The sequence below is a fragment of the Aeromicrobium sp. NPDC092404 genome (genome assembly GCF_040684095.1).
In the GTDB taxonomy this organism is placed as follows: domain Bacteria; phylum Actinomycetota; class Actinomycetes; order Propionibacteriales; family Nocardioidaceae; genus Aeromicrobium.
Genome location: NZ_JBFBFI010000002.1, coordinates 103,178 through 122,370, shown reverse-complemented (window position 1 = coordinate 122,370; position 19,193 = coordinate 103,178). Strand labels below are relative to the sequence as shown.

The window sequence follows — 19,193 nt, the reverse complement described above, 5'->3', positions numbered from 1 at the left end:
CACCACCTACTCGATCGGGGAACCAGCGTGGCGAGAACGGTGTGGCGTGGAGCCGTCGTCGGAGCAGCGATGGGCATCGTGGTCGCAGTCCTGCTGGGGCTCGTGGTCATCGGCACGGACGAGATCAGGGGCTTCGCCGACGTCGAGGACCTGCCCGGGCTCTACGTCGTCGCGGCGGTCATCGGTGCGCTCGTCGGCGCCGTGACGGGCGCCGTCGGCCTCGTGGTCGCCGTGCTCGTGGCCCGGTCATCGGCAGGAACGCCGGAGCGGCGCCGCCTGCGCGGCGCCCTGGCCGCGGCCGGAGTGTCCGCCGTGGTGTCCACGTTCACGTTGGGCGCGCTGTTCTTCGGCGCCGGGCTGGCTGCGGTGATCGTCGTGGGCGCCCTGGGTGGGTCGGCCGCCTGGCTGCTCCTGCCGTCGCAGCTCGACCTGTCGCCCGAGCCGGCTCCGCTCGCAACCTCTGGCGAGACGACTGCCGGCGCCGGACCGGAGCTGACGGTGGTGCGGCGAGGCGCCATCACCATCGCCGCCGGGGCGGTCGGCGCGTTCATCGCCACGAACGTCGTCATGGCGATCATCTCGAGCTTCGGGCACGTGGAGCGGGACGTGGCCGACGCGCTTGCTGTCGGAACCCTGGCGACCGCCTTCGTGGTGATCGCAGCGGTGGTCTGGCGGCACCTGGTCCGGCGTACGCCCTCGGGCGTGCTTCCGCACTCCTCGGCGACGGGTCAGGACGACGCCAGCTCGTAGGTGGAACCGCCGAGATCGGTCACCGTCCGGCTCGGTGTGACCAGCTCGAAGCGGCCGGGCTCGACCTCGACCGCACCGAGGTCGGTCGCGACCTCGGTGCTGATCCCGGTGACGTGCACGAGCGAGTGATCGCCGGCGCGCTGCAGCACGCGGACGGGCAGCTCGCCCACCCGGCCCGTCAGCACGGCCTCGAAGACCGCTTCGCACTCAGCCACATCGACTATGCGGCGGGAGACCGTGGGCCGGACCGGCTCGAACCCGGGCGGTGGCCCGTCACCGACGTGGACCAGCTCGATCTGGGAGGTGTCCGCACGGAATGCCGCCGGCAGGTCCTCGCCATTCCATCGAGCGCGAGGTCCCACCAGGTGGAGCGGTGGGAAGTAGGACGGGGCCTGGCGCCAGCCGGCGGCGGGTCCGTCGTAGACCAGCTTGAGGGCGGGGGCCTCACCCGTCCGGAGCCGCCAGAGCTCGGCCCCGGTCGGGACCCGGGTGAGGGCGAGGTCGAACACCGGGACGACGGCGTCGGTGGACGGGAGGAACCCGCGCGAGAACGAGGGCACGTGGTGGCCGCTGGAGTCTGAGGGAGTGGACGTCCTCATCAGAGGATGCATGGGAAAGCGGAGGACGTCCGTCATCTGCGGCGGGTCACCGTAGGGATGGCGGGCCTCCCAGCCCCAGGTTCGCAGGAGGTCCGCGGGATCGGACAGGGGCAGGTCGGCGGCCCGGACGACGGGCCCGCCGATGCTGCTGAGCCCGCTGTCGAGGATCCCCCGGACCTGGTGCGGCCAGAGCACCTTGAGCATCGTCTGGGTCGGCGGAGTCATGCGAGATCCCTCTCCCGGACGGTCACGCCGGTCAGCTCGTCGAGGGGGGCCGACCCGCCCCAGGACTCGTGCTGCGATCCGGAGAGGCCGTGGTCCCGAGCCCACTGCGGGTCTCCTTGGAAGGTGATGGCGGCCGAGCTGCCGTGCGTGCCGACGACGTACACCTGTTGCCCGTCCCAGACGGCCGTGACGTCACGTCGGTAGCGACGGTCGCAGGACGACGTCGGGAGCCGGACCCACGGGCCCTTGCCCGAGTCGCCGCGGTCGATCGCGTCAGGTGCGTCGAGACCGTCGTCGTGCACCGTGACGAAGTCGGGCCCGGCGATGATCTCCTCGAGCTCGCGCCCGCGGTAGACGCAGATGCGGGCGCTGGAGGGAAGTGCGGTGGGGCTCATCCGACCGGCACCCACTGTCCCGCATCGTCGAGCACGCCGACCAGTCGCTGGTTTCCGTTGTCGAGCACTTCCCACATCTCGGCTCCAGGGTTCATCTTCACGGTGGGTCCGCCGTTGGCCTGCGAGGGTTGCCACTCGGGAATGATGTCATCGCCGGCCTTGGTGAAGCCGTTGCCGGTGAACGGGTCGTCGAAGCCTGAATCGTACGTGCCAGGCCCCCCGAGCTCGCTGAAGCGGGGCGCCTCGAAGCTGTCGGGGGTGGTGAACCGGATGACGTGGGAGCTGCTGTCGCCCGGGGCGAACGGGCTGCCGGGGTAGTCGAGGCGCAGGCCGTCGTGCAGGGCGTCCGGGGTGCCGAGGTGCGCTGTGTCGTCCGCTCTCGTGACCGAGCCGCCGATCGTCGACGGGTCGAACCAGTCGGGGTGCGCGCTCGACGGATCGAGGAGGTAGCGCTGGAGCTGGTCCGGGGTGAGGACCTTCTGCATCACGGTGCCCGCGTCGGGGGACGGGATCGCGTCACGTACCTCAGCCAGCGCAGCACGTTCGGCCGCCGAGAGCTCCGAGACGGGGGTGTTGATCGTGTCGATGAGCTCGTCGCGCGACATCCCGACCTCGTCGAGCACGTCGTCGATCGAGGTGTTGTCGCCCAGCTGCTCGGGCGCGAAGTCAGTGCGGTGCACGCCGTCGTCGAACGTGTCGTAGATCCGACCACCGTCGCCGATCTCGTCCAGCTTGCCGAGGTCGCCGATCTCGTCGAGCTTGCCGAGGTCACCGAGGTCGTCGAGCTTGCCGATCGCGGCGAGGTCGTCGAGCTTGCCCAGCGCCTCGAGCCCGTCGATGCCGCCCTTGACGCCGCGCGTCGCGACCGCGCCGGTGCCTGCGGTCAGCACGGCGATGATGGCGTCCGGGAGGAGGTGGCCGAGAGCCCGTGCCGGGTCGTCGGCCCAGGTGTCCCAGTCGAGCATGGCCTTGCCGATGTTCTTGCCGAACTCGAGCGGGTCGTCCTTGAGGGCGCCAAGGATGTCACCGACCTGCTCGATGCCGAGCCGATACTTGACCGCCATCTCCTCGGGTGTGAGATGGCCGGAGGCCAGGTCGATCGAGTCCATGATCAAGCTGATGGGCGACCCCGGCAGGGTGACCAGGTCCCACACGGCCTCGCCGGCACCGGCGAAGAACCCGCCGATCGCGGCCAGCCCCGACTCCCACCACTTGCGCTTCTCCGGCGCCGCTGAGCAGCCGGCCCGCACGGCGCCGGCGCACACCTGGCCGGCGGCCTCGAGGTCGGCCCGCGCCGAGGAGTACGCCGAGAGGGCGCCGCTGCGGATCGACTCGCCGGGATCGCTGAAGGGCAGGATCGTCAGGGTCATCGTCTCGCCGCGCGCGCTCGCCGCGTCGACCTCGTTGCGCGCCCGGCTGACGTCGGCGTCGTACGACTGGCGGGCCGAGGTGGTGACCGAGTCGCCGCGGGTGTGCTCGGCCTCGGCCTCAGCAGCGCGCCGCTGGGCGTCCTCGAGCTCGGAGGCGAACGTCTCCAGTGCCGATGCGGCGGTGATGAAGCCGTTGCCGGCGTCACGCCAGCGGCTCGGCTCGGAGTCGAACTCGTCGCGGAAGTGATCGGCGGCCCGGCCGGTCCAGCCGTCGGTGCTGATGCGGTCGAGCGCGTCGCCCACCGCGACGAACGAGTCGCCCTTGGTGCGCATCGTCGCTGCGCGAGAGCGGATGCCTTCGGGATTGCCGCTGATCGAGAAGTCAGGCACGGGCGTCAGTCCATGATCCGCAAGGTCTCGACGTCCTTGGCCACGGCGTTGAGCGTCTCGTTGCCGGCCTTGTCGAACTCGGCGTAGTTCATCGCGATCTTGCCGAGTCGGCCGGCGACCTCCTCGACGTCCTTGACGAGGTTGTTCATGCCGCGCTCCCAGCGGTCCTTGAACTCGTCGAGTGCGTCCCACACCTCGTCGACGCCGACGTCACCCTCGGTCGGGACGAGGTCCTCGACGTCCTTGTCCTTGAACAGCTGCACGGACTCGGCGGTCCCCTGCGCGGCCTTGACCAGCGCCTGGAGGTCCACCTCGAAGTCGTACGACGGCACGTCGACCCCCTCGATCCTTGCCATCTGCCGTGGTCCCGACATGGTAACGCGAGGCGGCCGAAGGGATCGCCCCGCCGCTGTGGCCTGTCCGCCGCGGCCGGCCGGCGGCTGGCACAATCGATGGGACCACGAACTGATGGGGGGTCTCATGGCTGACACCGAGCTCGAGATCGGCGCACAGACCCGTGCCGCCGGGGTCCTGATCGACGCGATCGACCCGATCCGGACCGCGCTGCAGGACCTGGCCACGTCGCTCGAGTGCGCGGCAGGCGGGTTCAAGGGCGCGTCCGCCGGCGGGCTGGCGACGGCGGTGCAGGCCTGGTTCGAGGTGGCCACGGAGCTGCCGGCGATCCTCGACCTGTACGCGACCAAGCTCGTGGAGGTCGACTCGACCGAGGGTCGGACCGACCTGCAGCAACGCGAGGAGTACGGCCGGATCGCGACGAGGTTGGACGGCCCGCAATGAGCGAGATCTCCCTGATCGTGCGCCATGGCTCCCTCGAGGAGATGCAGACGGCCATGGCCGACGCTCACGAGACCATCACCACCGAGATCCAGGCCGCGCTGGACAAGGTCGACGCCGAGGTGTCCGGCTGGTCGACCGCCACGACGTCGCGGATCGCGCAGAGCGACTACCAGGAGCGCCTGCGCTCCGGGGTCGAGAAGCTGGCGGCTGCGCTCGAGGACGTGCGCACGGCGCTCGAGGACGTGGCCGGCAAGGCGCACGACGCCGAGGTCGAGAACGTCGCCATCATCGGCTGACCGGAGTCGACGGGCAGCACGACTTGACCTGGAGTGCGCTCCAGGGTGAATGCTGGCGGCATGACGACGATCGAGGTACCCGCCGAGGGCGTGACGATCAGCGGCGCCGCCGAGCTGAGCGGACTGAGCGTCGACACCCTCCGCTACTACGAGAAGGAGGGCCTGTCCCTCCGCCGTCCGGAGCGCTCCGCGTCGGGGCAGCGCCGCTACACCGAGGAGGACGTGCGCTGGCTCGGCACGCTCGTCATGCTGCGCCGCACCGGCATGCCGATCCGCGACATCCGTCGCTTCGTCGACCTCTATCGAGTCGAGGGCAGCGAGCCGGAGCGGATGGCGATCCTCGAGGCACATCGCGAGCACGTGCTCGTCGAGCTCGCCGCGGTGCAGACGCATCTCGCCGCGATCAACCGCAAGATCGACCACTACAAGAAGATGGTGAACGGATGAAGACCACCGCATGGGGGAGCCAAGGCCTCGAGGCCAGCGTCGAAGGACTCGGCGCGATGGGGATGTCAGCGTTCTACGGCGGCCGTGACGACACGGAGTCCGCCGCGACGCTCAACCGCGCGCTCGACCTCGGTGTCTCGATGATCGACACGGCCGAGATCTATGGGCCGTTCCTCAACGAACGGCTCATCGGCCGGGAGGTCGGGCACCGGCGTGACGAGTTCGCCATCGCGACGAAGTTCGCCAGCCACATCGAGGACGACGGCACGGTCGGCCCGGCCGACGGCAGCCCGGCGTACGCCCGCAAGGCGCTGGAACGCTCGCTCAGGAACCTCGGGATGGAGACCATCGATCTCTACTACCTGCACCGCGTCGACCCGGACGTCCCGATCGAGGAGACTGTCGGGGCGATGGCAGAGTTCGTCGCCGAGGGCAAGGTCCGATACCTGGGCCTGTCCGAGGCAGCCCCCGAGACGATCCGGCGTGCTCACGCGACACACCCGATCACGGCGCTGCAGACGGAGTACTCGCTGTTCGAGCGCAGTCCCGAGGTCAACGGCGTCCTCGACACGACTCGCGAGCTCGGCATCGAGTTCGTCGCGTACTCGCCGCTGGGTCGCGGCGTGCTGACCGGCGCGATCTCGTCGACGACTGATCTGGCCGAGGACGACTGGCGCCGCAACAATCCCCGTTTCGGTGACGAGGCCATGAGACACAACCTGGCCGTGGTCGACAAGGTACGGGCGTTGGCGGCTGCCAAGGGCGTGACGCCTGGCCAGCTGGCGCTGGCCTGGGTCCTGCACCAGGACGGCGTCGTCGCGATCCCGGGCACGAAGCGTCGGGTCTACCTCGAGGAGAACGTCGCTGCGGTCGACATCGAGCTCAGCGGCGAGGAGCTCACCGCTCTCTCCGACGCCGCGCCGGTGGGCGTCACGTCGGGCGAGCGCTATGACGAGGCCGGCATGCGGTCGGTGCACGTCTAGCTCCACGACGCGGTGTGCCGGGTGGCTAGGCCTTCGCGTAGTGCAGGACCCACTCGACGAACGGTGTCGCCTCGCGCCAGTCCGAACGTACGTGGTCGAGCAGCTCGGCGGTGTGGATGAAGGGCTCGAACCCGTAGCTCTTGCCGAGGGTCATCGACTTGTGCCGCAGCAGCTCGATGCGCGGGTGCTCGACGTCGTAGCCGCGCGGCGCGGTCTTGAGCCGGTCGCCGCCGAGCTCCCAGCCGGCCGCCTGCATCGTGGCGAGGACCTCCTCGAGCTCGCGGCCGCGCCGCTCGTCGGCGATCGCCTCACGGATGCTGACCAGCCGCGGCGACGACGCCTCGTAGAAGCCCACGCCCACGCGTACGCCGGGTGCGCCGACCTGGACGTAGTAGCCGGTCGACGGTCCCTTGGGCACGAACGCGCCCTGGTGCGTCTTGTAGGGGGTCTTGTCCTTCGCGAACCGCACGTCGCGGTAGGGCCGGAACACCTTGGCGTCGCCGAACTCCTCGGCGAGTGACGCGACCAGCGCCTTCATCGGAGCTGCGACCGCCTGGTCGTACGTCTCCCGGTGCGCCTCCCAGTAGGACTTGGTGTTGTCCATCTCGAGGTCGTCGTAGAAGTCGAGGGCCGCGACGGGGAATCCGGTGAACTCAGGCACGCTGCGAGGTTACTTCGGGACCGGTGCGCCCTGTCCTCCGAGGCTCTGCTCGCCCAGGACGTGCAGCAGCTCGAGCTTCCCGTACGTCTCGGAGCCGGGGGCCGCCCCCAGGATGACCAGGTTCTGGCCCTCCTCGGCCGTCGCCATGGTCTCGCAGTCGACCTCGAGCATCCCGACCTTGGGGTGGACGAGCCGCTTCGACGTCGGGTGCCGGAGCCCGACCTCGTGGCGCTCCCAGATCTCGGTGAACTCCGAGCCTGTGGCGAGCAGGGCCTCGACCAATGCCGTGACGTCCGGATCGTGCGGCCGACGGGACCACGTGGCCCTGAGGTCGGCGACGCGGATGCGGCTCTGCTCAGGCTGGTCCTCCTCCGGCATCGACCTGGTCTCGGGCTTCGCGAACCACCGCCACGTGGAGCTCGCCTCGACACCGGAGAGACCGCTGTGGTCGCCTTGGAGGAGTCGCGACAGCCGGTTCTGGGCGAGGATCACGGCGAGGTCCGAGACCACGAACGCCGCGCAGTCGTCGAGCTGGTCGATGACCCGCAGCAGCACCGGACGGACGTACGGCGATGAGCCGGTGCGGTCCGGCGCGGCGTGTCCGGAGAGTCGGTGGAGGTGGTCGGTCTCGTCGGCCGACAGGCGGAGCGTGCGGGCGAGGGCGCGCAGCATCTGGATGGACGGCTGCGGGCTGCGGGCCTGCTCGAGCCGCGCGTAGTAGTCGACTGACATCCCGGTGAGGTGCGCCACCTCCTCGCGGCGAAGACCAGGGGCGCGGCGCCGTGGCCCGACCGTGAGGCCGACGTCCGAAGGCTGCAGGGCTTCACGGCGGCGACGCAGGAAGTCGGCGAGCGAGGTGCGGTCCATGTGCCCATCATCGCTCGTCCGTGGAGCCGTAAACAGGGACCGCCAGTCCGTGGCTGAACGCTCCTCTCCCGCACGAGCCGGGAGCGACGCAGGCTGGAGGCATGACCACTTCGACACTCACCACCACCAAGACACTCGGCACCCTCGGAGCCACCCCGGCGATCGGACTGGGGCTGATGGGGATGTCCGCCCTGTACGGACCCGCCGACCGCGACGAGAGCATCGCCACGGTCCATGCCGCGCTCGACGCCGGCGTCACGCTGCTCGACACCGGCGACTTCTACGGCATGGGCCACAACGAGCTGCTGCTCGCGGACGCGCTCCGCGGCCGCGACCGCGACACCGTCGACATCAGCGTGAAGTTCGGCGCGCTGCGCGGTCCGGACGGCGCGTGGCTCGGCGCGGACGCCAGGCCGGCCGCCGTGAAGACCTGGCTCGCATACTCCCTCGTGCGGCTGGGGACGGACCACGTCGACATCTACCGCCCGGCGCGGCTCGACCCGGGCGTGCCGATCGAGGAGACCGTCGGCGCGATCGCCGAGCTCGTCGAGGCCGGGTACGTCCGGCACATCGGTCTCTCGGAGGTCGGCGCCGAGACGATCCGCCGCGCGCACGCGGTGCACCCGATCTCGGACCTCCAGATCGAGTACTCGCTGATCTCCCGAGGACTGGAGGGCGAGATCCTCGACACCTGCCGTGAGCTCGGGATCGGCGTGACGGCGTACGGCGTGCTGTCCCGTGGGCTGATCAGTGGCCACTACGACCCGTCGAGGACCAGCTCGACGGACTTCCGGGCGCACACGCCCCGGTTCCAGGGCGACAACCTCGACCGCAATCTGCGGCTCGTCGAGGCGTTGCGCGGCGTCGCCTCGGATGCCGGGATCACCGTCGCCCAGGCCGCGATCGCCTGGGTGGCCTCACGGGGCGACGACATCGTCCCGGTCGTCGGCGCCCGTACGCGCGAGCGTCTCGCCGAGACACTCGGGGCCGCCGAGGTCGTGCTCACCGAGGAGCAGCTCGCGGCGATCGAGGCCGCGATGCCGGTCGACGAGGTGGCCGGCACGCGCTACGCCGAGGAGCAGATGGCCATGCTCGACAGCGAGCGCTAGCAGCCGGTCTGCCCTGCTCGGTAGACGGCAGGGCGCTCAGGGAAGCAGCAGGACTTTGCCGGTCGCCCGCCGCTCCTCGAGGGTCAGGAGGGCCTGGGTCGCCTCGGCGAGCGGGAACGTCGGGCCGACCACCGGGCGGAGTGCCCCGCTCTCGAGATGGGGCAGCAGCGCCGCCCACTCGGAGGCGACGTGCCCGGGACGCGACAACGCGTACGCCCCCCACCCGACACCCACGACGGAGATGTTGTTGAGGAGCAGGCGGTTGACCTTGACGCTCGGGATCTCGCCCGCGGTGAAGCCGATGACCAGCAGTCGGCCGTCCTCCTTGAGGCACCGGAGCGAGTCGGTGAACCGGTCGTCGCCGCCCACGGGGTCCACCACGACGTCGACCCCGCCCTGCTCCTTGACGGCGTCCTTGAAGCCCTCGGCCAGCACGAACGCGTCGGCGCCGGCCTCGAGCGCGATGCCGCCCTTCTCGGCGGTCGAGGTCACGGCGGTGACGCGACCGGCGCCGAACGCCTTTGCCACCTGGATCGCTGCTGTGCCGATGCCGCCGGCGGCGCCGTGGACCAGGACCGTCTCGCCCTCGGTGATCCGGCCTCGCTCGACGAGGGCGAAGATCGCGGTGCCGTAGTTGAAGACGATCGCGGCCCCCTGCTCGTACGAGATGGAGTCGGGGATGGGGAACGTCTGGTCGACCGGGGCGACGGCCTCCTCGGCGAACCCGCCGAGCAGGCACAGTGCGGCGACCCGGTCGCCGGGGGCCAGTCCGGACCCCTCGGGCGCACTGATGACGTCGCCGGAGATCTCGGCGCCCGGCGTGAAGGGCAGCGGTGGCTTGAGCTGGTAGAGCCCACGGCTCTGCAGCACCTCGGGGAACGCGACGCCGGCCGCGCGGACCCGGATCAGGACCTGGCCCTCGGCGGGCTGGGGGCTCGGGACGTCGACGAGCTCGACGGCGGCAGGACCGTCGAGGGTCGTGATCTGCACGGCTCTCATGGTCGTGAGACTAGCGCACGAACTAAGCGATCGCTTAGTGCCAGGCGTGCTTGGTGCCGGGGGCCCGCGCAGCGTGCCCTCAAGGGACAATGGCGCGATGCGACTCATCGACCTGCTGCCGAAGGGTGTGACGGACGACGAGGACGTCGTCTACGACGCGATCACCCAGTGGGTCGAGCACCGCGGCCTGACCCTCTATCCCGCACAGGACGAGGCGATCCTCGAGTGCGTCGCCGGGTCCAACGTGATCCTCGCGACGCCGACGGGCTCGGGCAAGAGCCTCGTGGCCACCGGCGCGATGGCCGCTGCCTTGGCACGTGGCGAGTGCAGCGTCTACACCGCCCCGATCAAGGCGCTGGTGAGTGAGAAGTTCTTCGACCTCTGCGAGATCTTCGGGGCCGACAACGTCGGCATGGTCACCGGTGACGCGGCGGTCAACGCCGACGCCCCGATCATCGCCGCCACCGCCGAGATCCTCGCCAACATGGCCCTGCGCGAGGGTGCCGGCGCCGACATCGGCCTGGTCGTGATGGACGAGTTCCACTTCTACGCCGACCCCGACCGCGGCTGGGCCTGGCAGGTGCCGTTGATCGAGCTGCCCAAGGCGCAGTTCCTGCTGATGTCGGCGACGCTCGGCGACACGACGCGGTTCAAGGCCGACCTCTCCCGGCGCACCGGGCGCGAGACCACGCTCGTGACCACGTCCGAGCGCCCCGTCCCCCTGGTCTCGGAGTACGTGTCGACGCCGATCCAGGAGACCCTCGAGCAGCTGATCGAGACGCACCAGACCCCGGTGTACGTCGTGCACTTCACGCAGGTCTCGGCCCTCGAGCGGGCGCAGGCGCTGACCAGCATCAAGGTCGCGACGCGCGAGGAGCGCGACGTCATCGCCGAGCACCTGGGCGACTTCCGCTTCTCGTCGGCGTTCGGCAAGACGCTGTCGCGCCTCATCCGCATGGGTGTCGGTGTGCACCACGCGGGGATGCTGCCGCGCTACCGCCGGCTCGTCGAGACGTTGACCCAGGCCGGTCTGCTCAAGGTGGTCTGTGGCACCGACACCCTCGGCGTCGGCATCAACGTCCCGATCCGCACCGTCTTGTTCAGCGGGCTGTCCAAGTACGACGGTGTGCGCCAGCGCCAGCTCCAGGTGCGCGAGTTCCAGCAGATCGCGGGTCGCGCCGGCCGCGCCGGGTTCGACACCGTCGGGCACGTGGTCGTCGAGGCGCCCGAGCACGACATTGAGAACGCGCGACTCGTCCGCAAGGCCGGTGACGACGTCAAGAAGCAGCGCAAGATCCAGCGCAAGAAGGCGCCCGAGGGCTTCGTGTCGTGGGGCGAGGGCACGTTCACCAAGCTCTCCACCGGGGTGCCGGAGCCGCTCGTGTCCCGCATGCGCGTCAGTCACGCCATGGTCCTCGACGTCATCTCGCGTCCCGGCGACGCCCGCGCGTCGCTCGAGCGCCTGCTGAGGGAGAGTGACGAGACCGAGGAGTCGCAGGACCGGCTGCTCGCCCAGGTCGACGAGATCATCGACGCGCTCCTGACCGGCGGGGTCGTCGAGCAGGTCGACCCTCCGGATGCCGACGGACGTACGCTCCGGCTGACGGTGGACCTTCAGGCCAACTTCGCGCTCAACCAGCCGCTGTCTCCCTTCGCCGTGGCGGCGTTCGACCTGCTCGACCGCGACGATCCGGCGTACGCGCTGGACATGGTCTCGGTCGTCGAGGCGACCCTCGACGACCCGCGCCCGATCATCAACGCCCAGCGGCACCGAGCCCGCGGCGAGGCCATCAACGAGATGAAGATGGACGGCATCGAGTACGACGAGCGGATGGAGCTGCTCGAGGAGATCACGCATCCCAAGCCGCTCGAGGAGCTGTTGGGTGCCGCCTACGAGTCCTACCGCCAGGGCCACCCTTGGGTGGCGGACCACGAGCTCCGGCCCAAGTCGGTCGTGCGGGAGATGTGGGAGCGGGCGATGACGTTCTCGGAGCTGATCGGCGACTACCAGCTCGCGAGGTCCGAGGGACTCGTGCTGCGCTATCTCTCCGACGTCTACAAGACGCTGCTGCGCACCGTCCCCGAGCAGCTGCGCAACGAGGAGCTCATCGACCTGACGGAGTGGCTCGGCGAGCTCGTGCGGCAGACCGACTCGAGCCTGCTCGACGAGTGGGAGCAGCTCATCAGTCCCGGCACGGACCCCGTCGAGGTCCGGGCCAAGGCCGAGGGCAGCGCCCCGCCGCGACCCGTCACCGGCAACGCCCGCGCGTTCCGGGTGCTGGTGCGCAACGCGCTGTTCCGCCGGGTCGAGCTGGCGGCACTCGGCCGCTGGAGCGAGCTCGGGGCGCTGGACGGCGAGGACGGCTGGGACGCAGCGGCGTGGATGGAGGCCATCGCGGCCTATCGCGAGGAGTACGACGCGATCGGCACCGGACCGGCTGCCCGCGGCCCCGAGCTGTTCATGGTCGAGGAAGGCGCGTCGACGTGGGCCGTGCGCCAGACGTTCGACGATCCCGAGGGCGACCGCGACTGGGGCATCACGGCCCAGGTCGACCTGCCGGCATCCGACGAGGCCGGCGAGGCCGTCGTCACGATCCTCGACGTCGGCCCCCGATAGCTGCCCCGACTTCTGAAGGGTTGCGGCCCACACGACGGGCAGAACTGGGCCCCAACCCTTCGAGAGTTGGGGGCGGTCAACGGGCGGTCAGCCGCAGCGGGGCCTTGTCGCCGGGGACGTTGGTGATGTTGCGGAGCTTGTTGGGCGCGACGGCGTCGGCGCTGACGGCGAAGCGCTGCAGCACCTCGCGCAGCACGACCGTGCCCTCCATCAGGGAGAAGGCCGCGCCGATGCACCGGCGCACCCCGCCGCCGAAGGGGATCCACGTGTTGGCGGCGAGCTTGCCGGCGGTGAACCGCTCGGGCCGGAACACGTGCGAGTCGGCGAAGCTCTCCTCACGGCTGTGCGACAGCATGATCGACGGCGTGACGGTGGTGCCACGCGGCAGACGCCGCCCGGCGACGACCTGGTCGCTCTGCAGCGTGCGGGCGACGAAGTCGATGATGGGGTGCAGCCGCATGCCCTCCTTGAGGCACGCCTCGAGGTAGGCGTCGTCGCCGGAGTCGGCGGCTGCGAGCGCGCGGGCATGGATCTCGGGATCGCGGCCGATCTCGTGCAGTGTCCAGGACAACGCCGATGCGGTCGTCTCGTGACCGGCGAGCAGCAGGGTGACGAGCTGGTCGCGCATCTCGACGTCGGTGAGGGGTTCCTCGCCCTCGTCGCCGACCCGCAGGAGCCGGGACAGCACGTCGTCCCGGCCGTCGAGGTCGTGGGCCGCACGCCGGTCGGCGATGACGTCGTACAGGAGCTCGTCGACCTCCTGCTGGTTCTTGAAGTAGCCGCGCCACGGCGGGAGCTTGAACAGGCGGGGGTACGACCACGCGAGCAGCATCTTCGCGTCGATGTTGACCATGCGGTTGACCTTGGGCCGCAGGACCGCGAGCCGCTCCTCGTCAGTGACGCCGAAGACGACCTGCAGGATGACGTCCAGGGTGATGGCGTTCATCCGGTCGAGGGTCACCAGGGTGTCGCCGTCGTGCCACGAGTCGACCTCCACCTTGGCGATCGCCTCCACCAGCGGCTGGTAGCCCCGCATCGACGGCCCCGTGAAGGCCGGCATCAGCAGCTTGCGGGCCCGCTGGTGCTCGAGGTCGTCCGTCAGCAGGACCGAGTGCTTGCCCATGACCGGCTTGAGGATCTCGTTGCCCTTGCCGGCGTGGAACTGCGACGGATCGGCGGCGAAGATCTCCTTGATGTCCGCCGGGTCGCTGAACACGACGAGCATACGAGGCCCCGGCAGGATCCGGAGCGAGAACGTGTCGCCGAACTCGCGGTGGTACGCCGGCACGGTGCCGGCGCGGTCGCGCAGGAACTTCCACGTCATCCGGGCGGGCGAGCCCTTGGGCCCTGCGGGGATGTCGTAGCCGTCGCTGCGCGGCGCCATCAGGCGGCCTTGTCCCAGACGAAGTCGGGGGCGTTGACCTTGCGCGTCTCCCACCAGTACTGGAACGTGAACTTCGGCCAGATCGTGCGGTTCTTGCCCTGGCTGTCGAGGTACCACGAGGTGCACCCGCCCTGCGTCCAGATGCCCTTCTCGACGAGCCGCTGGACCTCTTCGTTGAACTCGTCCTGCGCGGCCTGCGTCGGTTCCGCGGAGACCGCGCCCCGGCGGTCCATCTCGTCGAGCATGCGGATGATGAACTTGGTCTGCTGCTCGATCATGAACACGACGGAGTTGTGTCCCAGGGCGGTGTTGGGGCCGAGCATGAAGAACAGGTTGGGGAACCCGTTGATCGTCATCCCCATGTAGGTCTCGACGCCCTGGTCGCGGAACTGCGTGGCGAGGTCGACGCCGTTGCGGCCCTTGATGTCGAGGTAGTCGAACGCGTCGATGACGTGGAAGCCGGTGCCGTAGATGATGATGTCGGCCTCGTGCTTGACGCCGTTGCCGTCGATGACCCCGTCGGCCACGATCTCCTTGACGCCGTCGGTGCTCAGCTCGACGTCGTCACGCAGGAACGTCGGGTAGTAGGTGTTGGACTGCAGCACACGCTTGCAGCCGAGCCGGTAGTCGGGCGTCAGCTTGGCCCGGAGCTCGGGGTCGGGGATCTTCTTCTCGAGGTAGCGCTTGACGATCTTCTCGGCGACCGGCAGCACGTTGAGGTGCCCGTTGAAGCCGATCGCTCGGGCCTCGAGGCCCCAGTAGAGCAGGTTGCGGTAGGCGCGGGTCGCGCCCGGGACCGTGGCGAACAGCTTCTTGCGCCACTCGGGGGTCGGCCGGTCCTTCTTGGGCAGCACCCACGGGGGCGTCCGCTGGAAGACCGTCAGCTTCTGCGTCTCCTGCGCGATGATCGGGATGAACTGGATCGCGCTGGCACCGGTGCCGATGACGACGACCTTCTTGTCCTTGAGGTCGACCGAGTGGTCCCACTGGGCGGAGTGGAAGCGCGGTCCCTCGAACGTGTCAGCGCCGGTGATCTCGGGGACGTTCGGGATATGCAGGCCGCCGACGCCGGCGATCACGACGCGCGCCTCGTAGTCCTCGCCGGAACGGGTGCTGATGGTCCAGACGCTGCGGTCCTCGTCCCACGACGCGCCGGTGACCTCGACGCCGAACGTGATGTACGGACGGATGCCCTGCTCGTCGGCGACCTTGCGCATGTAGGCCCAGATCTCCTCCTGGCCCGAGAAGCTCTTGCTCCACTCCGGGTTGAGCTCGTACGAGAAGGAGTACATGTGGCTCGGGATGTCGCACTCGCAGCCGGGATAGGTGTTGTCCCGCCAGGTGCCTCCGACGTCGTGCGCCTTCTCGAGGACCACGAAGTCCTCACGGCCGGCCTTGCGCAGCTTCATGGCCGCGCCCATGCCGGAGAACCCGGTACCGATGATGACGATGTCCTTTTTGATCACGTTTCAGATACTATCGGTATCTGAGTGGGTTGGAAAGAGATGAGGAAGCGGTTGTGACGACAGACACCACCAAGGTCACGAGGGCCGAGCGGCAGGCCATGACGCGGGAACGACTGATCGAGGTCGCCCGCGAGATGTTCCTGTCTGACGGCTATGCCGCCACCTCGCTCGACAAGGTCGCCGTGCGGGCCGGGTTCTCCAAGGGCGCCGTCTACTCCAACTTCGCCGGCAAGGAGGAGCTGTGCATGGCGGTGCTCGACAGCATCCACGAGGAGCAGATCGAGGGCGTCGTCACGGCGTTCTCGCAGGACACGGATCTCGACGGCCGGATCGAGGCCTTCGCCGGCTGGGCTCGGGAGGGTCTCGGCCAGCCGCGCTGGACCGCCCTCGAGGTGGAGTTCGGCGCCATCGCCAGGCAGAGTCCCTACGTCGCGACGGAGCTGGTCAAGCGCCACCGCGAGATCCGCGCGGCGATCGCCGAGCTCGTGCGCCGGGTGACGGCGGAGGAAGGCCTCGGTGAGACGGTCGACGCCGACCAGGCGGCCACGACGCTGCTGAGCCTCGGCATCGGCCTCGGCACGCTGCGCTCGCTCGACAGCTCGATCGACGTCGGCGTCTTCGCCGACACCATGCGGGCGCTGCTCAGGGGCTCGTCGGCGTGACCTTGAGGATCTTGTCGTCCGTGCCGTTGGACGTCGTCAGGTAGAGCGAGCCGTCGGGTCCGCGCACGGCGGCGCGCAGGCGGCCGTACGTGTGGTCGAGTGCCGCTGGCTTCCAGGTCTCCAGCAGCTGGCCGGCCGACGTGAACCGCATCATCCGGAGCGACGAGTCCTTGAGGGCGGTCACCGCGAGGGCGCCGTTCCACGCATCCCACGCCGAGCTGACGAACGCGGCGCCGCTGATCGCCAGCGTCGGCTCGCCGGTCCGCCACCGTGCCGAGCGCTGCGTCCCCGGCAGCCCATGATCGGTCATCGGTGAGTTGGCGCCCTCGTTGTACGCCGGATCGCCCGTGACACGCGGCACGGGGTGCCAGCCGTAGTTGCCGCCGTTGACCAAAAGGTTGATCTCGTCGTCGCGGTAGCTGCCGTGCTCGACCGACCACACGGGGCCCGTCGAACGGCGGGCCAGGCCCTGGACGTTGCGGTGGCCGTAGGTGTAGACCTTGCGCGCCATGGGGTCGGCACTGCTGCGGAACGGGTTGCCGGCGAGGGTGCCGCCGGTCGTGGCATCGACCCGCAGCACCTTGCCGCCTCCGGAGTACCGGTTCTGCGGGTTGCGGCCGGTCGCCGCGTCGCCGGTGCCGATGAAGAGCATGCTGCCGGCCCGGAGCAGGGCGCAGCCACCGTGGCGGCCGCTCGTCGCCGGAAGGCCTCGCACGAGCGTGCGCTTGACCGTCGCGGCCGTCATGGTCGCGTTGAGGTGCCAGCGCACGACCCGGACGTCCCGGGTGGTCCCGGACTGGTAGCCGTGGCACGTGATGATGTCGCGGGTCGACGCGAAGTCCGTCGGCACCTCGACCGACATCAGGCCGGTCTCGCCGGACGCCCACATGCCCGGGGGCGAGTCCAGCAGCACGCGTTCGTCGCCGTCCGGCTCACGCAGCGTCAGGCGCTTGCGGGACCGCTCGGTGTAGAGCATCGAGCCGTCCGGGAGGAACGCCAGGTCCCAGGGGATCTGGAGACCGGACTTGACGACGCTGACGTCCAGACTCGGTCGAGTCGTCTCCGCCGAGGCCGGGGCCACGACGGTTGCCAGCAGGAGGACGGCGACAGCCGCAAGGCACCAGCGCTTCATGCCACCAGTGTGCGCCCAGGCAGGGGCAGGTTGTCCAGGCCTCAGTAGCCGCCGTTGGCCTTGAAGCGGTCGTAGCTGGCCTGGATCTCGGCCTCAGCCTCGACCCGACCGGTCCAGGTGGAGCCCTCGACCGACTTGCCGGGCTCGAGGTCCTTGTAGACCGTGAAGAAGTGCTCGATCTCGAGCCGGTCGAACTCCGGGACGTGGTGGATGTCGCGCAGGTGCTCCTGGCGCGGGTCCTTGGCCGGGACGCAGAGGACCTTGTCGTCGCCGCCGGCCTCGTCGGTCATGCGGAACATGCCGATCGTGCGGCACGAGATGACGCAGCCGGGGAACGTCGGCTCCGACAGCAGGACCAGGGCGTCGAGTGGGTCGCTGTCGAGTCCGAGCGTGTCGTCGATGAAGCCGTAGTCGGCCGGGTACTGCGTGGCGGTGAACAGCGTGCGGTCGAGGCGGATGCGATGCGTCGCGTGGTCGACCTCGTACTTGTTTCGGCTGCCCTTGGGGATCTCCACGGTGACGTCGAAAATCACTGGTGCCTCCGGCGGTTGAATGTGGGGTGCGCGAGCCATGAGGGCGGCGCGACGGGTTCTCTATAGTCTGGCGCATGTGCCATCTCACGGGGGAACCAGGGTCGCGAAGCCTCGCGGCGCGATCCTCGTCCCTGCACTGGTCGTCGCGGTCGTCGTGGCCGTGGGCATCTCCCTGTGGTCTCGCGGCGACCTCAACGGGCTGATCTGTGACGGCGACTGCGGGCCCGCGAACGTCGTCCCGCCGCGGTCGCTGACCACGAGCACCGAGCCCGCCGACCTTGCCTCCGGGGCCCCGTCGCCGGGCGACGTCGACCGAGCCAAGCTCGAGGCTGCCGTCGGCCCGACCCTCCGTGCGTCCGTCCTCGGACCGCGCATCGGGTTCTCCGCCGTGTCGCCGTCGGACGGCACCGAGCTGATGTCCGCAGGATCCGGGCCCTACGTCCCGGCATCCACGACCAAGGTGCTCACGGGGTTCGCGGCGCTGTCGCTGATCGATCCGCAGACCCGGTTCGCCACCAGGGTCGTGCGGTCGGGTGACGAGGTCGTGCTGGTGGGCGGCGGGGACCCCTATCTCGCCGTCGAGCGGACGAAGAAGGATGACCCGGTCGTCCGCGCCGATCTCAGGACGCTCGCCGCGCGCGCGGCCGAGGCGCTGGAGCGGGACGGGACGAGCCGGGTGTCCGTCGGCTTCGACGCCTCGCTGTTCGCGGGTCCCGCCGAAAGTCCCGGCTGGGAGCCGACCTACGTCAGCCAGAACATCGTGACCCCGGTCAGTGCCCTGTGGGCCGACCAAGGGGTGCAGGACGGCGTACGCGCGGGGGAGCCCGCGGCAGCCGCGGCGCGCACGTTCGCGAAGCTCCTCGCCGACCGGGGCATCACGGTCACGGGCGAGCCCGCGCCGGCTGAGGCGCCGCAGGGTGCGTCGACCCTGGCCGTCGTGCGCAGCGCCACGGTGGCGCGCATCGTCGAGACACTCATGCGGATCAGCGACAACCAGGCCGCCGAGGTCATGCTGCGGCAGGCGGCGATCGCCGCAGGCAAGCCGGCGACGTTCGACGGCGGAGCCGAGGCGGTCACCGAGGTCCTGGACTCGGCCGACGTCTCCACGGAGGGGCTCCGGCTGAACGACGGGAGCGGCCTGTCGCGCCGCAACCGGATCACCCCTCTGACGCTGGCACAGGCCGTCAACGTCGCGGCGTCGACGGCGCGCACCTCGGCGCTGGTCACGGACCTGCCCGTCAGCGGGTTCACCGGGACACTGGTCGACCGCTTCTCCCGGCTGACCTCGTCGCTGGGCATGGTGCGGGCCAAGACCGGCACGTTGACGGGCGTGCACTCGCTGGCCGGCTACGCGCTCGACGCCGGCGGCCGGCCGGTGGTGTTCGCGGTGATGGCCGACCGCACCAGCAAGGTCGCGCCCTTCGAGGCGCAGGCCGCTCTGGACAAGGTCGCGGCGGCCATCGCCGACTGCAACTGCGGCTGAGGACCGGGGCCCGACCCCGTAACGTAG

At 70.0% G+C, this 19,193-nt stretch carries 20 protein-coding genes; 9 read left to right on the top strand and 11 right to left on the bottom strand.

Annotated features, from left to right (window positions below):
- Positions 1-27 precede the first annotated feature (27 nt).
- Positions 28-750: a hypothetical protein gene (locus tag AB0N22_RS11000; RefSeq protein ID WP_364639640.1), complete on the top strand. Its 723-nt coding sequence runs from the start codon at positions 28-30 to the stop codon at positions 748-750.
- Here AB0N22_RS11000 and AB0N22_RS10995 read toward each other — a convergent pair.
- Genes AB0N22_RS10995 through AB0N22_RS10980 form a run of 4 tightly spaced genes read right to left on the bottom strand, consistent with a single transcriptional unit; the run spans position 729 to position 4,085 of the window.
- Positions 729-1,574, bottom strand: coding sequence for a hypothetical protein (locus AB0N22_RS10995; RefSeq protein WP_364639637.1), 846 nt, complete (start codon positions 1,572-1,574; stop codon positions 729-731). The two genes, AB0N22_RS11000 and AB0N22_RS10995, sit on opposite strands and share 22 nt — an antisense overlap.
- Entirely contained in the window at positions 1,571-1,969 is a 399-nt protein-coding gene (locus AB0N22_RS10990; RefSeq protein WP_364639635.1) for a hypothetical protein, read from the bottom strand. The genes AB0N22_RS10995 and AB0N22_RS10990 overlap by 4 nt, the downstream gene beginning before the upstream one ends.
- A complete protein-coding gene (locus AB0N22_RS10985; RefSeq protein WP_364639632.1) occupies positions 1,966-3,729 on the bottom strand; it encodes a WXG100 family type VII secretion target in 1,764 nt (587 codons plus the stop codon). Before AB0N22_RS10985 ends, AB0N22_RS10990 begins: the two co-directional genes overlap by 4 nt.
- Before the next feature lie 5 nt (positions 3,730-3,734).
- Positions 3,735-4,085: a hypothetical protein gene (locus AB0N22_RS10980; RefSeq protein ID WP_364639630.1), complete on the bottom strand. Its 351-nt coding sequence runs from the start codon at positions 4,083-4,085 to the stop codon at positions 3,735-3,737.
- 124 nt (positions 4,086-4,209) lie between these two features.
- On the opposite strand from AB0N22_RS10980, the gene AB0N22_RS10975 reads away from it, so the two are divergent.
- Genes AB0N22_RS10975 through AB0N22_RS10960 form a run of 4 tightly spaced genes read left to right on the top strand, consistent with a single transcriptional unit; the run spans position 4,210 to position 6,253 of the window.
- Complete coding sequence (locus AB0N22_RS10975) at positions 4,210-4,527, top strand: hypothetical protein (RefSeq protein WP_364639627.1); 318 nt, start codon at positions 4,210-4,212, stop codon at positions 4,525-4,527.
- Positions 4,524-4,823 (top strand): hypothetical protein, encoded by a 300-nt coding sequence (locus AB0N22_RS10970; RefSeq protein ID WP_364639624.1) that lies wholly within the window; start codon positions 4,524-4,526, stop codon positions 4,821-4,823. The genes AB0N22_RS10975 and AB0N22_RS10970 overlap by 4 nt, the downstream gene beginning before the upstream one ends.
- 60 nt (positions 4,824-4,883) lie before the next feature.
- A complete protein-coding gene (locus AB0N22_RS10965) occupies positions 4,884-5,270 on the top strand; it encodes a MerR family transcriptional regulator (protein WP_364639621.1) in 387 nt (128 codons plus the stop codon).
- A complete protein-coding gene (locus AB0N22_RS10960) occupies positions 5,267-6,253 on the top strand; it encodes an aldo/keto reductase (protein WP_364639619.1) in 987 nt (328 codons plus the stop codon). Before AB0N22_RS10965 ends, AB0N22_RS10960 begins: the two co-directional genes overlap by 4 nt.
- 25 nt (positions 6,254-6,278) lie before the next feature.
- On the opposite strand, the gene AB0N22_RS10955 is transcribed toward AB0N22_RS10960, so the two are convergent.
- Together AB0N22_RS10955 and AB0N22_RS10950 are read right to left on the bottom strand one after the other, a co-directional pair.
- Positions 6,279-6,914, bottom strand: coding sequence for a DUF2461 domain-containing protein (locus tag AB0N22_RS10955; RefSeq protein ID WP_364639616.1), 636 nt, complete (start codon positions 6,912-6,914; stop codon positions 6,279-6,281).
- 9 nt (positions 6,915-6,923) lie between these two features.
- Positions 6,924-7,781 carry a helix-turn-helix transcriptional regulator gene (locus tag AB0N22_RS10950; protein ID WP_364639613.1) on the bottom strand — a complete coding sequence of 286 codons (858 nt, stop codon included), beginning with the start codon at positions 7,779-7,781 and terminating at the stop codon, positions 6,924-6,926.
- Positions 7,782-7,882: 101 nt separating this feature from the next.
- Between AB0N22_RS10950 and AB0N22_RS10945 the strand changes: the two genes are divergently transcribed.
- A complete protein-coding gene (locus AB0N22_RS10945; RefSeq protein ID WP_364639610.1) occupies positions 7,883-8,890 on the top strand; it encodes an aldo/keto reductase in 1,008 nt (335 codons plus the stop codon).
- 36 nt (positions 8,891-8,926) lie between these two features.
- Here AB0N22_RS10945 and AB0N22_RS10940 read toward each other — a convergent pair whose 3' ends face one another.
- On the bottom strand, positions 8,927-9,889 hold the full coding sequence (locus tag AB0N22_RS10940) for an NADPH:quinone oxidoreductase family protein (protein ID WP_364639607.1): 963 nt from the start codon (positions 9,887-9,889) through the stop codon (positions 8,927-8,929).
- Between the two features lie 97 nt (positions 9,890-9,986).
- On the opposite strand from AB0N22_RS10940, the gene AB0N22_RS10935 reads away from it, so the two are divergent.
- Positions 9,987-12,506: a DUF3516 domain-containing protein gene (locus AB0N22_RS10935; RefSeq protein ID WP_364639604.1), complete on the top strand. Its 2,520-nt coding sequence runs from the start codon at positions 9,987-9,989 to the stop codon at positions 12,504-12,506.
- A 76-nt stretch (positions 12,507-12,582) separates the two neighbouring features.
- On the opposite strand, the gene AB0N22_RS10930 is transcribed toward AB0N22_RS10935, so the two are convergent.
- Together AB0N22_RS10930 and AB0N22_RS10925 are read right to left on the bottom strand one after the other, a co-directional pair.
- Complete coding sequence (locus AB0N22_RS10930) at positions 12,583-13,890, bottom strand: cytochrome P450 (RefSeq protein WP_364639601.1); 1,308 nt, start codon at positions 13,888-13,890, stop codon at positions 12,583-12,585.
- Complete coding sequence (locus AB0N22_RS10925) at positions 13,890-15,356, bottom strand: NAD(P)/FAD-dependent oxidoreductase (RefSeq protein WP_364639599.1); 1,467 nt, start codon at positions 15,354-15,356, stop codon at positions 13,890-13,892. The genes AB0N22_RS10930 and AB0N22_RS10925 overlap by 1 nt, the downstream gene beginning before the upstream one ends.
- Positions 15,357-15,409: 53 nt before the next feature.
- Between AB0N22_RS10925 and AB0N22_RS10920 the strand changes: the two genes are divergently transcribed.
- A complete protein-coding gene (locus AB0N22_RS10920) occupies positions 15,410-16,018 on the top strand; it encodes a TetR/AcrR family transcriptional regulator (RefSeq protein ID WP_364639596.1) in 609 nt (202 codons plus the stop codon).
- Here the strand turns inward: AB0N22_RS10920 and AB0N22_RS10915 are convergent.
- Both AB0N22_RS10915 and AB0N22_RS10910 read right to left on the bottom strand, forming a co-directional pair.
- Entirely contained in the window at positions 15,999-17,150 is a 1,152-nt protein-coding gene (locus AB0N22_RS10915) for a PQQ-dependent sugar dehydrogenase (protein ID WP_364639593.1), read from the bottom strand. The two genes, AB0N22_RS10920 and AB0N22_RS10915, sit on opposite strands and share 20 nt — an antisense overlap.
- 41 nt (positions 17,151-17,191) lie before the next feature.
- Positions 17,192-17,683 carry an inorganic diphosphatase gene (locus AB0N22_RS10910; protein WP_056209957.1) on the bottom strand — a complete coding sequence of 164 codons (492 nt, stop codon included), beginning with the start codon at positions 17,681-17,683 and terminating at the stop codon, positions 17,192-17,194.
- A gap of 76 nt (positions 17,684-17,759) precedes the next feature.
- Between AB0N22_RS10910 and dacB the strand changes: the two genes are divergently transcribed.
- Complete coding sequence (gene dacB / locus AB0N22_RS10905) at positions 17,760-19,166, top strand: D-alanyl-D-alanine carboxypeptidase/D-alanyl-D-alanine-endopeptidase (RefSeq protein ID WP_364639590.1); 1,407 nt, start codon at positions 17,760-17,762, stop codon at positions 19,164-19,166.
- Positions 19,167-19,193 lie beyond the last annotated feature (27 nt).

Bases quoted from the DNA above. Each gene is read 5' to 3' on its own strand.
- AB0N22_RS10995 (WP_364639637.1), bottom strand. From the start codon at position 1,574: ATGACTCCGCCGACCCAGACGATGCTCAAGGTGCTCTGGCCGCACCAG.
- AB0N22_RS10990 (WP_364639635.1), bottom strand. From the start codon at position 1,969: ATGAGCCCCACCGCACTTCCCTCCAGCGCCCGCATCTGCGTCTACCGC.
- AB0N22_RS10980 (WP_364639630.1), bottom strand. From the start codon at position 4,085: ATGGCAAGGATCGAGGGGGTCGACGTGCCGTCGTACGACTTCGAGGTG.
- AB0N22_RS10975 (WP_364639627.1), top strand. From the start codon at position 4,210: ATGGCTGACACCGAGCTCGAGATCGGCGCACAGACCCGTGCCGCCGGG.
- AB0N22_RS10970 (WP_364639624.1), top strand. From the start codon at position 4,524: ATGAGCGAGATCTCCCTGATCGTGCGCCATGGCTCCCTCGAGGAGATG.
- AB0N22_RS10965 (WP_364639621.1), top strand. From the start codon at position 4,884: ATGACGACGATCGAGGTACCCGCCGAGGGCGTGACGATCAGCGGCGCC.
- AB0N22_RS10960 (WP_364639619.1), top strand. From the start codon at position 5,267: ATGAAGACCACCGCATGGGGGAGCCAAGGCCTCGAGGCCAGCGTCGAA.
- AB0N22_RS10950 (WP_364639613.1), bottom strand. From the start codon at position 7,781: ATGGACCGCACCTCGCTCGCCGACTTCCTGCGTCGCCGCCGTGAAGCC.
- AB0N22_RS10945 (WP_364639610.1), top strand. From the start codon at position 7,883: ATGACCACTTCGACACTCACCACCACCAAGACACTCGGCACCCTCGGA.
- AB0N22_RS10940 (WP_364639607.1), bottom strand. From the start codon at position 9,889: ATGAGAGCCGTGCAGATCACGACCCTCGACGGTCCTGCCGCCGTCGAG.
- AB0N22_RS10935 (WP_364639604.1), top strand. From the start codon at position 9,987: ATGCGACTCATCGACCTGCTGCCGAAGGGTGTGACGGACGACGAGGAC.
- AB0N22_RS10930 (WP_364639601.1), bottom strand. From the start codon at position 13,890: ATGGCGCCGCGCAGCGACGGCTACGACATCCCCGCAGGGCCCAAGGGC.
- AB0N22_RS10915 (WP_364639593.1), bottom strand. From the start codon at position 17,150: ATGAAGCGCTGGTGCCTTGCGGCTGTCGCCGTCCTCCTGCTGGCAACC.